The following is a 13,416-nucleotide window of genomic DNA, read 5'->3' as shown; positions in this document are numbered from 1 at the left end:
AAATATATAGTTTAATATGTATAGCTTATCTTATAATGTATAACTTATATAACCACGCCTTATAGGATATGTTGATATCAAAGGTATATGAAAATAAAGTAATTATAAGGCCTTTTATGATGGTAAGGCAACACGTATCGCATAAAAGCTCTGATTTGATGAGTAAAAAAATTAACATAATAAAAAGCTATGTTAACTATATGAAAAAAAGTTTAATAATGATTTAAAATTATGATATAATAATTTCCGTAAATAGTTGGAGGTGAGTATATGAATTTTGTGGGACGTGCTGAAATTATAGAGCGTATCCAGTCCCGAATTGCAATGGGCCAAATGAGTTTATGTGTTGTATATGGTCCTCATCGCAGTGGTAAATCCTATGTGGCTTCGCAACTTGTACGCCGTCATAAGGCGATATATTTGGCGGGGCGCATGGCCAATGAATCAGTCCATGTAGCTGATATAAATAGAGCTCTTGAGGCACGTTTTGTTCCTGCTAATGCTCAAGATACATTCGAGCCTGTAGAGAGTTTGCAGCAGGCCTTTGTGAGGCTTTTTGAAAGCAGTGTGAAAACACCTCAGACTGTGGTGATTGACGATTATCCATCCCTGGTGGAAGCAGTTCCTCAGTTTCCCATTCACTTGCGCGATTTGTTAGATACCTACAAAGATACGAGCCGTTTGAACATCATTTTGATGGCTAATGGTCTGGAACAGCTCGATGGCCGCATCATTGGCGATCGCAGCCTCATTGCTCCTTTCGTGTCCGAATATCTTGAGGTGAAACCATTTTCCTTGGTTGATATGAAATCCTTGGGCCTTCACTATGCAAAGGATGATTTGCGCACCGTCTTTGCCGTAACTGGTGGGTTACCTGCCTATGTGCAATACTTTGATAATGGTGAAAGCATCGATACGAATATTATTAACTTGTTCTTCTCAGTAACGGGAGCTCTCTTTGAAGAAACACAATATATTTTGCATCGAGATATGAAAAATATAACCGGTGCCAATGCTATTTTAACGGGTCTTGCTAGCTTGGAAAGACCATACTACGTGGAGCTTTTACAAGAAAGCCAAATTAAAAGTGGCACGTTCACATCTCGTTTGAACGATCTTATGTCCATGGGGCTCGTGGGCCGCATTCAGGCAAGTAGTCGTGGGAACGCGAAGTACGCGGATTACCATTTCACGAACAGTATGTTCCATTTCTGGTACCGCTATGTATATAAATACTGGGGAGACATCGTGCGCGGTTATGGTGCTGATGTATATTATAATCATGTAAAACCGCAGCTAAACGACTTTGTTCAAGCCGCGTGTATTGCGGTTTAAGTAGACAATTTCAGATTGAATACTATTATTTAAAGATTGAATACTATTACCCAATGATAGTATATATTTCCTCTAAAAAATGACACCACATTACATATGTGGTGTCATTTTTAGTAATTATCTATTTTCAGCAATTACCCTTTTAATCGCATACTTATGTTGTACTTTGGATAGAAATAAAGGCTCAAATATAACAGAATATAGGGAAATTCCAAGGAATTGCGGATTTGTCAAAACACTCTTTCCGCGGTATTGTGTACATAAGCGCTATGCCATGGCAGGAAAGGGGATTTATGTTATATACCAACGAAGAACCTTTAGTACAAAGAACATGTATTAAAACTGCAAACTTACAACATGACAACTATCAGTCAAAAAAATTAGAAACACAGGCATTACCATCTCATTCTTTATTATCGAAAGCTGATGAGTCTAGCCGAAGTATTCCAGAGAAACTGAAATTACAGACCCTCGTCTGTGGTCATCAAGTTTTATCGTCCTTGTCGGACAAGAGTCTCGTGTCCATTTGTCAGAAGCCAAATATGCGGATTCAGACGGTAGGGTATCAACCGTGGTCCGTTGATGAGCTTCGTCATGATGCGGCACAAATCGAGCTCTGTCGCAGGTATCGACCGCTCATCTTGCACTATACGAATCGCATGGGAAACCGTGAGTTCCGCGAGGACGTAGAGAGCTATCTTTGGGCCATCCTCATAGAATCGATTTATAGCTTTGATTTGGACGGACCCGTACCGTTCGCAGGCTTTGTGAAAGCTGGCATCATGTACGGTTACATGAGGTACTGGAAGCGGGAGCGATTGCGTTATCGCCGTGAAATTCACATCCCAGATCGTACCACCGATGATGGAGAAGTCGCCTTTGGTATGGATATCTTCGCATCTGGCGAGAATGTGGCGGATATGGTAATGAGTGCCGACGAAGAGCATAGATTGCGAGCCCGCCTCGTATGGGCCTTAGGCAGACTATCTCCTGATCAACGGGACCTACTGCGCCGTGTCTATGGTGAGTGTCAAAGCTTGGTATCGGTTAGTGAAGAGTTGAATTGCAGCCGCCAAGCCATCCAACGGCGTCACGAACGAGCTATTCGAAAGCTGCGTAGATATTTGAGTACGGACTTTGAACACTTGCGTGTGCATTAGTTATTATAATTTAATTTCTTATTTATATCCTATATATTGCATATTTCTTTTAATCTCGATTAACAAATATACATAAAATATGCAATTCTCAATTTAAATGAGAAAATAATGACACATCAACGTATATATAACTTTTACAAGATCATAAAGTCTTTAAATATACATAAATTTCTATAGTTTTGTATATATATTTACAAATTATACAGGCTGATATACAATTAAGTCAGCAGCAGATTAAAGCATGCTAATCTGCTTTCACAGAACACGTGTTCATTGTATTGTTGAAAGGAATGTTCCTGATTAGATTGGAGAGGATTCCATGGCAATAGATGATAAACTAACAGATTTGATGGCCGCTCGGCTATCTAAGGGAGAAGACTTGGATTTGATCTATACGAATCCAAAGAATCACATTGTTTGTTTTATTCCTACCTATCAACCTAGTGGTGGGGACAGTACGAAGTGTTATTTTGTGGATGGTCGCGAAGAAATGGTCCATCTGCCGATGCGCACGATCACGCGAGAGCTGGCGATGCAGGAAGGGCTGAGACCCAATTACATCATGACCAGCGATGGTCGGCGCAGCAGCTATACCGCGCCTAAGACCTATGGTCCGCATCTAACCTTTGCTCATATTAAATGTCGCCGCCCTATCGGCAAGGACGTGGTGTATGGCCTTTTTAACGTGGCTATACCCTATGAATATATCGTTACAGAAGGTCCGGAACCCGATACGAGCTATATTCATGTGGCGGACTTTGCACCGATCTTGGTGTATCAATCCCCGCGTCATGTCAAACACAAACTGAATGAAGCGATGCTAGAACACTGCAACTACGTGAGAAAAATGCTAGCTCGCATCAAACTCAGCCAAAACCCTCAAGTCGTGGCCGAACTATTTATCGCCTGGAGAGACCTAACGAGATAACTCGTTGGACGGTGAAAGTAGAAGTAGGAGGGTGGAGAGATTGGAAAGGAGGTTATATACAAGGTGCTATAAGAAATATAGTTGAAATAAAGTGCTTATAAATATATTCAATACAATAGTTTAATAAAACCACCTCTATTAAAGAGGTGGTTTTTTTTGATGTTCATTTTACAATTTATCTCATATAAATAGTTTTATTTATCAGGGGATTATTTCTAATTATGAAGATAAGATGATAAAATATATATAACAATATATGAGTGTATGTTAAAAATAGTATTGTGTGAGTTTATATTAAATATAGAGAGAAATATGTTTTATCTGTTTAGTTAGGTAGTATATGAGTAAGAGGAGAATAGTGTGATTACAATTGCGTTAGATGAAAATGGGGATTTTGAAGGTTTTAAGGGAGCTGGGAATAAGGAACCTATCTTTATAGCAGGCATTATATATGATGACAAAGGTCATGATAATGATACATGGAATGAAAAGCAGCGACTAGATGATTATTTTCGGGCCGTGGCAAAAACGGTTGAATGTAAGTATCCAGAGGATTTACATACTAATAAACAAAATACCAATGGATATAATGTAAAATTAATGAAAACAGAGTTGCAAGAAACCTTGCCAGAATTCTTTCAACAATGTACTTATAAAGGCGTGCCTATTGGTAAATATAAGAGAAATGGTCAATATCGTATTGTTATGATGCTTAAGAGCGGAACAGGCAAGACCATCTTGAATCATAAGTCTACTAGTATGCTTGTTAATGATGAATATGCTAGTAATTTATATATGAATATGGCTTATTCGACGGTATCACGCCTCGTTTTTCATAATCCGTTTGATTTGCATGTATCCAAAGTTAAATTTGATTTAGCCACACGTTTGGTTCCGGTGAAAGCTAGCGATAAGGAGCTTTGTAAGAAATATATTAATTTAGGCTATAAAGATTTTGATTTCAAAAATAGTACACCAGAAGCAAATAAAAATAACGATACACGCTTTTTCCAAGTAGCAAATGACTATAATTACCGTGCTGCTTTAGATCGTAAACTATTAGAAACCAATCGTTTGGATTTAGAGATTGAGGATTTCTCAGTACGTTCTATTTATTACAATGCTAATGAATCTGAATCTACACGATATGCTTTTCTCTATTTAGCAGATACGATTTGTGCAATTTTAAATCATAATAAAACTGGTGATAATCCTTTAGCTTGGCATCAATCGTTTGTTGAACAGGCTACTCGACTTAATGGCTCTAGTCAAAATCTTATCTTTACATATGACGATATTGATATGGCTTATGAAAAAGCTGTTATGGCATATCAACAAAAAGACTATTTTAAAGTACTATCTATACTTTTTGAAACAAAACAAAGTCGTAGTGATTTTAAAGACTATTATTGGGAGCAATGGTTCCCGAAAATCGAGCAATGGATTTCAGAGGCCGCAGATGTTGAAGCGATAGAGGAATCTGTTCGCCAGTTTGCCAAGTATGCGAATTCTAACCTGTTGAAACAGGATGAGTTGGTGTATTTATATAACCATTTAGAACCGTTAGTAGCGAATCTAGAAAAATCTGAAGCTAGTAAATATGCATTTTATGATGCAGGGATTACAGCATATAACCATATTGGAGACAGCTTAATGGCTGAAGGATGCTTTGAAATTGCGAAAGGATTTGCTAAATATTGTCATGTAGAGGACTATTTGCTAACGCTCAAACGCCGAGTGGTTATGCTCAATGATCAATATCGTTATGAAGAGGCCCTTTCATTAGCTAAAGAAATTCTCGAGTACGAAGATGAATTGGCATCCTTACGTCAATTATTAGTTGAGTCTGATGATATAGTTAGCATTAGTAAAGGCCGTGCATTAAGCCAGTGCGGTCAAGTGTATGCTTATTTACAAGATACTCACGCTGAGGAGTATTTTGAACAAGCATTGGCTCAATTTGATAAAAAATCAATCGATTATAATATCACACTATCTTATTTGCTTCACCACTATATTGATATGGGTAACCGTGAAGGTTATGAAAAATATGCGGTCCTGTATTTTGGTGGGAACGATAATGTGTGGGAGCAATTTAGCTATTTGAAGGATATGACAGAAGCGGATCAAAAGTTGCAATCCTTTAAATTTGCTTTCTATGTGTATATAAAAGCATTATATATATTCTATGTAGATGAGTTGAACTCAGAAAAACGCCGTAATCTATTAAGCTGGGCACAAAATTTACATAAAGGGAATAAATCTGAACATGTAAATGGGCACCCATGGGAAATTATATATAAATACTTTGCACTATTAGCTGTTAAGTTCAATAAACATGAATTGGCTGAAGAGTTTATACAACTAACTCAAACTATCGTTCAAGAACGAGCAGCAGCTATTGATAATATTATCTATGGTGGGTTAATAGAATACTATAGTGTGGTTGAGAACGAAGCATTGGCTATGGATAATAAAAATAAGTTTACCAGTCAACCACTTAAAGAGTCATACGAGACGTTGTTAGTCTATATGTATATATAAAATTTTAAATATGTAATAAAAGGGTCATAAAAAATGAAATCAGAATCCTGTATTTTTTGTAACTCAAAAGATAATCTAACAAATGAACATATAATTCCAGAGACTATATCTAAAAAAAATAATCACTTAGTTATCCCTTTTGTGTGCAAAGATTGTAATAATAAATTAGGTGCTTATGTAGATGGCCCATTTATTAATGATACAATAATAAATTTACATAGAATTCTATATGACCTGAAGGGGAAAAAGAATAGAATTCCTCCTATAAAATTTAAGTCGAATAGTAACAGCATTATTCTAAAATACGATTTAAGCATAATAGAGAATGGAAAAAATTCAGAATCAAAATATAGGGAAGCTAATAGTAAAAGAAAAGCAAGTTTTATTAAAGCGTATATTAGTAACGCAAATAAGGGCATAAGGTTGCTTGTAGAACCTATGACTGAGATTTTAGTTGATTATAAGAGCGACAGTGAGAGGTTTAAGCTGTTTGCTTTAAAGGTTGCTTACGAGGTAGTTTTAAAAAATTTAGGTGAGCATATTGATAAGAACGAGAAGATATTTATTAAGATTCAAAATATTTTGATGCAAGCGATAGGAGGAGAGTTTAACGAGAAAATCCCCGAGCTTAAAGTAGTAGGTCCTTTATTTAACGAGTTCTCTTGTTTGGTTGGGTTAAGTGATTTATTACAAAAGCATATTGTATATACAGTTATTACAAAAAATAGGCAAGTTATAGTAAATATATGTCTATTTGGTTTAAAGGCATTGGCATTCTCTATAATTGCGCTAGAACATTATAAGGGAGTAAATGGTGAATATATTGACTTAGTTAGTTATGGAGATAGTCCATTGCCGTAGGGTTTCTAAGAATTGGTAATAATTAGTAGTATTGTGGGGAGGGTTTTATGGAAAGAAATCAATGGTTAATTGATTTATATGAAGATGAATCTCTTTGGATTGACGAGAATACTATCTGTTTACCGCCAATAATAAAAGACGAATATGTTCAATTAAAACGTCTGTTTAAGGATGGCAAAACGATAGGTGCTATTTTTGAGCTGAAAGATATATTAGAGTTATCTATTAAGCTACCTGTTATTTTTTTTATGGCTACCACATTACAAAATGGAAAGGTGGCTAGTGAATATTCGGATCCATTTAAAATTTTATTATCTGGTCCTTTATCAACAGGTCATTGGTTAATGATTGCAAAAAAATTATATAAAATGACTGAATCAAATTTAATTTTTGATAGTTTATTAAAGTCTATAATTGATGATTTTTCTACTAATAACATTAAAAATGGATCATTTAATATTGCAGAATGGAGAAATCGTAGAATCGGTCATGGTGCGTTCACAGAACATTTTGATGAAAAGTTTAAAGAAGAAGTAAAGGCACTTTTAAAGCTTTTAAAACGACATCTTCATGATAACAGTGATTTATTTGATAAAATACATATATCTCTTGATACTAAGGATGCTTTAATAGATATAAATAATAGTGAAAAACTTCCTGATGAAGGCGAAATTCTTATTAATATGGGAGAGGGTATTATATCGCTTAATCCATTTATAATAAGATTAAATGGGAAGTTTTTTATTTATGATTCTTTTATTGGTAATGGTAAGGTGGGCTATTTAGACTATCAAAGTGCAGATAAAATAAAATTATTGGTTAAAGAGATAAATAATATTCATGCTGACTTATGCCATATAGAAAAAGTTGATATAAAAGGTAGTAGATCTGATTTGATTTTTGAGGAAGATGAGTATAACTATTTATCCTCTAATATTAAAGACTTAGTGAAACCAACATATTTATTAGACAAAGTTAAATATTGGATTGAGCATTATGCTAAAGGTGTTTTTTGTTTGCGAATGGATGCAGGAATGGGGAAAAGTACTTTTGTAAAAATGCTAGATCCCTTATTAAAAGAGCAATTAAAGACTAGTCCAATTAAACTGCCTGATGTCAGTGTGCGTTGTTTTTATATTAACAACTCATATTCTTCAGAACTTACATTTTTTAAAGATAGTATAAAACGTGTTTTTCTTCAAACTGATAATGGAAGAGTTTTAAGGGGACATGATACTTCTTTTACAAATAAAAAAGAATTTGCTGAATTTTTGAATTATTTTGGGCGAGAGTATGAGGCGCTTAGTATCGCAGGGCATGATCTTGGAAGTAAGGTTCTATTGTTTGTAGATGCTATAGATGAATCATTTCAAGAAGGTAGGTCTGATATTTTAGATATTATACCTTCTCCAGATATGTTGAGTGATAATATTTATATCATTATTACATCAAGATCTAATAAAAATCTTGATTATTTGATAAGAAAAAATCTTGATAATGTAGTATTTTCTGATATATATATAGTTGAAGCAGATGATTGTAATAATAGAAAGTTAATTAATCAGTATATGCAGCAATATTTGTCTTATATACATATTAATAATAAGGATTATATGGAATCTGCACTAGGGAATACCTTCCTTGAAGCGAATATAATTAAATATATTCCTGACGAGTTAAAACGTTATATTGTGCTTTCAGAGGATGATTTGTTTAGACTGTTTTTTGATAAGATTGGCTTTTTCTATTCAGAGAAATATTATATAAAAATCAAAAATATATTAGCGTTATTAGCGTTAAGTGAGATTCCTCTTTCTGTTAGTCAAATTTTAGATGCTCTTGATAATAGTATCGAACATTTTCAACTGTTATGTATTATAAATGATCTATCACCAGTTCTAATTAAACATACATCTGGTGAATCTGTAAAATATACTATTAATCATCTACAGATTAAAAAATTTATCATAACTCATTTTTCTTATGAAATAGAAATTTTATTAATGAATTTTCTTAATCAGATAATTGATAAGTATGTAGAAAAAGCAAATCTTAATACTTTTGATTTTATTAGATTTTTATTAGTGTTTAAATATATGAAGTACTTAAACCCTGATTGTTATTATGGTGAAATGCATCGATATGAATTTTATGGAGAGTTAATACCATATTTTGTTGAGCAAAAATCACTTTTTGAAAATAAATTCACTAATGATTATCTATACTATATTTATATAGAAATTGGTTTAGCTATTTTTAACTCTTTTGATTTTGGTGCTGGATTTAGCTCTACATATGGATATAAATGTAAATATGGTGAAAGTTGGGGCTGGATTATGCCTATAGCTTTGGGTATAGTAGCATCTGGACTATATTATTTGGGAGAACACAAATTAGCATATCGTATGATTGAAATCGGAGCTACTATTTTTAATAGTAAAACTGATAATACTGCTAATTTGGCAGAACCGTTATTTATAGAACTTTTTAAAAATATAGAGGGATTAAGTTCACATTATCATGTGCTTACTGAAGAGTATCTTAAGAGGTTAGGGGATATAAATCTTAATAATAATGATGCTGAGGACGATTTAGTTGATTTTCTGGGGTTAAACTACTTTAGGGTTTCACCACATTCCTTATTTGAAGGCCCACGTGAATGCTTTTTATCTATTTTAGATAGCTTTATTGAATTTTTAGGTGAAAAGAAGCCGGAAGATGTAGACAATATAAGTATACGAAGTTTATTGATAGTGTTAAAGGCAATTGCTACTAATCATTATGATAGTGAACTTTTAGATGATGGGGATTCATATGAGAGTTTTGATGAGCTATTAAAAGCTATCTCTTATAAAGAGTTTTTGAATCTATTTTTAAGCCAATTTAATGAAGATGAAGAGCTTAATGACTATAACGTCCGTTTAATAGATTGTTGTATTAGTAATAGTAAAAACAATAGTTTTTCTATCTATGAAAAAGATTGTATACGGCGTTGTATAGATTCACTTGTTGATCCAGATCCATTTGGTCGTAGTCCTCTATTTGGTCATAATCGGCCTAGCTTTGTGAAACTATTTAAGGATTCTAAAGCTGACTGTATGAACTATAGCTTCATATTTCCTATTGATATTGGTCTGCTTAGAATATATTTAAGTGAACTTTATCATGTTTTGAAATCAAAGATATTTTATAGTAAAAAAGGGTATTTTCCAATTTGCAAGAGTTATATTTATTCTACACCATTATTTTTATCTTTAGGTGGAACTAGTCCTAGCTTTGATAAATTAAATAAGTTAGTAGTTCCAGAACTTTCTGATTTTTATAATAATGTAATTAAAATGAGTAAATTTGATGAAAACTGGTTGATGCTTAGAGCAATGAGCACCTTATCTAGTAATACTATTTTGAAACTAAGGTTTTTATGTGATAATGTCGGAAAGAGTGTTTATAAGGAGAATTATAATGAGAAAACTTGTTATGGTGATATTCAACGATTTAGATTAAAAGAAGATGTCTTTAAAATGTGGAGGTATAGTACTATACATAGCTCTCACATTCATAATGTTTTCAAGGTTATTTTGAATGAGTTTCAAAATTTTTATAAAAAAATATACAATAAAAAAATTAGTAGTTATGAGGAACTTTTAGTTGTTTTAGATGAAGGAAGCTCTAAAGCATCATTACTTAAAGATAGACTTGTTGAGCTTAATAAATTGTATAGAAAGTTTAGGCAAGATAAAAGAAATATTATGTTTTTTGTTAAACGATTACAAGAAATTCTATTTGAACAAAAATTAATTTTTTTAATAAATGAATATTTTTCTATTACTTTAAAAGCCCAAAATATAAAATCTATAATTATAAGTAATGACTTTAATGTTGATAACTATGAGAATACATTTATTTTGAATATGACCTACGGTGAAAAAATTGAATTAGAGAATAAGCGTAATTAAAAAAATAGAGCCTGCCACTTCTTTAGTGCTTAGCAAGGCTCTATTTTTATGGATGATTGAGGTGATGAACTTAAAAAGATATAGTTAAAAATATTATGTAATAATTATTTTTGTAATAATGAAATAGCTTGTTTATAAATAGCTTTAAGGTGATTTTTTAAAGATGTAGGTTTTTGGATACGAATTGCGGTGCCTAAGGACAAGAGAATACATATTATATTTTTTTCTTGAAATGGCAGGTATTCTACGCTGAGTGTAAATGTATTTGGCTCTGTTTCAGAACCTACAATTTCATAGTTACAGAACGCGTTAAAGCATCGATCGATAGCATTATTCAAATCATAAATAGTAAAGACCACTGTTTGGCGGTTTGTTTCTTGATACTCCTTGTATAAGGTATTTGTATCAATCTCTATAGGTGCTTTACCGACAGTTACTATTGGTAATGTATCTAGTGAGTAGTAATGGAAAGTTTTGTCTGCTGCATGGTAGCCGATAAGTGAGAATCCATTTGTTGACGTATTGTATTCTAACTTACACGGAATAATTGTAATTACTCCTTCAGGCGTATCCCAAGCTAGGGTTGTATGCTCTATCATTGCTTGTGTACATAGCCAATGCTTTGTATAACTTTCAGCGGTTCTATCGACAGTAAGACTTTTATTAGCCCATGCATTTGCTGGTAAAGTTGTAGGAACTTCTGCAAGCGTTTGTTCTAAATGTTGCTGCATATCGATAGGCAACATCCAGTTGATGCGGTTATCCTTTAGTAAATCCTTGAGGAACATGCGTTCTGCAGTGGTTAATACTAAATCTGGTAAATGTGAGAATAAAGGTTGTATGCCTTGATCGGATGAAATGACTAAATACTTTGGCAAGGTTTGCTCGTACTGGTCATTTTCCTCAACGGGTGCATAGCTATCTAATAGTGGTCTATGCTTTATGATGTATTGCAAATCATCTAATGTGTATGAAACACCGTTAATTAGATCTTGCTGTATACGGTATTGCGTATTGAAGGTAATTGCGGTCATCTCGTTTAGTAGAGGTGATACTGCACCATTTTCTGAATCGGTAGGCTCTGATGAAAGTAGATTCCAAGTAGGATGCATCTTCTTAGTATAGCTACTTGGCTCAGACACTGTTTCATGTTGTGTATGATGTAAATTATCATTAAAACGTGTTCGGATACTTTCAGGAATACTATGCAGAATTTGGATATATGGTAAGAATGTACGCAATACAGGTAATAGAACTTGACCATCCTGCACCTGTAACTCTACATCTATATACTGCGAAGTATCTTGCTCAACAATCATCGTCACATGTCGGAGTGTATTGTTAAAATCATCCCATACGGGCTCGTATTGAGGTAATTTATAAAAGCGCACGTGTAGTGTTGTTTTATATTTAGTGTCCTTTTGTAGTATTTGATTTGCCTTTGTGAAAGCACCTTTTGTAACAATAGTATTGATTGAATCAATGCGAAAGGTGACAAGCGTTTGTTTATGATACGCGATTAGATAATCTCGATTGCCAATGTAATCTGATTCAATTCGAACTGGTTGAACGAGGATCTTTGGACGACGTTTATTATAAAAGCTAAGCTCGAGCATTCTATCATCTTGTAATGCTTGGGCAATAGTATAGAGCAAGCTTTCATCAATCACATGAAGCGGATTGTTATAGGTAAATAAATACTGGGATTCGTAAGCTTGTGTAGTTGGCTGTTCGAGCTCATCTAATAGAGATGTATTAGTATGTAATGGCTGAGTTTTCTTTAATAACGTATTACCTGCTGTACTAAAGAGCGATATATTTTTATATACAAATATGGCTCTAGATAATAACTCAAGCTGCTGATCTGTTAGATTTTCGATACCTGATGGCATTAGCCGATATATATAGGTATTCCGTTCAGAAATTTCATCAATTATACCGATTGTTACTAGCCTTTTAATGAGGCGGCTTATCATCTGCTTTTCGATGATATCTGGCAACGATTTATTAGTGTGTTGGTATTTTTCTGCTAAAAAATCCTGATATACTGAAAGTATATGAGGCTGGTCGTTGATAGCCTCGTATATGTCTGTAATAGAAGCAGTTTTGAGTTCGCTAATTGTGTCGATAATGGCTAAAATAAGAATGATTGTCTCAGGTTTCATCGCATAGAGAGAATATAAGGAAGACAGGTAATTGTGTCCCCAGTAAAAGTCTTGTTTAGTGATAGTGTGTACATGCATTCGACCAATTTGGGTATCTCGAATTTTAGAACCCATATTAAAATAGGCGAGGCGCTTGAGATAATCATCATGTAAACTTTTCTTTATGCCTCGCTTGAAAGCTGTATTTCTTGTATGCAAACCCATGGCCAAGCTACGAAAAAACAAGCGTGTTTTGGTAAAGTTCTTTAGATAATTCGTTACACTTGGCATAGATCCTCCTGGCATGAAAATGAATGTTTTGTGAATATTATACCAAACTTTAAAAAACAGATATAGAAATATATCTGTCCTTTATTGCGTATATGTATAAATGAGTACTAACATTGTGTAATATACATAACTTTATATAGTCTATAAATTATGAAAAATATTTCATAAAAAACATGTTTTTAGTGATTTTCTTTATT

General features: G+C 33.6%; 7 protein-coding genes. 6 read left to right on the top strand and 1 reads right to left on the bottom strand.

Annotated elements, in window-relative coordinates; all coding sequences use genetic code 11:
- The first annotated feature begins 270 nt into the window (after positions 1-270).
- From KHY58_RS04060 to KHY58_RS04035, 6 genes are all read left to right on the top strand, one after another.
- Positions 271-1,335 carry an ATP-binding protein gene (locus tag KHY58_RS04060; RefSeq protein WP_278472172.1) on the top strand — a complete coding sequence of 355 codons (1,065 nt, stop codon included), beginning with the start codon at positions 271-273 and terminating at the stop codon, positions 1,333-1,335.
- Between the two features lie 293 nt (positions 1,336-1,628).
- Complete coding sequence (locus KHY58_RS04055; protein ID WP_278472170.1) at positions 1,629-2,495, top strand: sigma-70 family RNA polymerase sigma factor; 867 nt, start codon at positions 1,629-1,631, stop codon at positions 2,493-2,495.
- Between the two features lie 319 nt (positions 2,496-2,814).
- On the top strand, positions 2,815-3,423 hold the full coding sequence (locus KHY58_RS04050; RefSeq protein ID WP_004694448.1) for a hypothetical protein: 609 nt from the start codon (positions 2,815-2,817) through the stop codon (positions 3,421-3,423).
- 360 nt (positions 3,424-3,783) lie between these two features.
- Positions 3,784-5,967, top strand: a complete 2,184-nt coding sequence (locus KHY58_RS04045) for a hypothetical protein (RefSeq protein WP_278472168.1) — start codon at positions 3,784-3,786, stop codon at positions 5,965-5,967.
- A gap of 33 nt (positions 5,968-6,000) precedes the next feature.
- Positions 6,001-6,828, top strand: coding sequence for an HNH endonuclease (locus KHY58_RS04040; protein WP_278472166.1), 828 nt, complete (start codon positions 6,001-6,003; stop codon positions 6,826-6,828).
- A gap of 47 nt (positions 6,829-6,875) precedes the next feature.
- Entirely contained in the window at positions 6,876-10,784 is a 3,909-nt protein-coding gene (locus KHY58_RS04035; RefSeq protein ID WP_278472163.1) for a hypothetical protein, read from the top strand.
- A gap of 104 nt (positions 10,785-10,888) precedes the next feature.
- Here the strand turns inward: KHY58_RS04035 and KHY58_RS04030 are convergent, their stop codons facing one another.
- Positions 10,889-13,219, bottom strand: a complete 2,331-nt coding sequence (locus KHY58_RS04030) for a WYL domain-containing protein (protein ID WP_278472161.1) — start codon at positions 13,217-13,219, stop codon at positions 10,889-10,891.
- Positions 13,220-13,416 lie beyond the last annotated feature (197 nt).

It is taken from the genome of Veillonella parvula (assembly GCF_018366295.1).
Classification (GTDB): Bacteria; Bacillota; Negativicutes; order Veillonellales; family Veillonellaceae; genus Veillonella; species Veillonella parvula_P.
The sequence above is the reverse complement of the archived record's forward strand: the minus strand, read 5'-3'. Positions and strand labels throughout refer to the sequence as shown.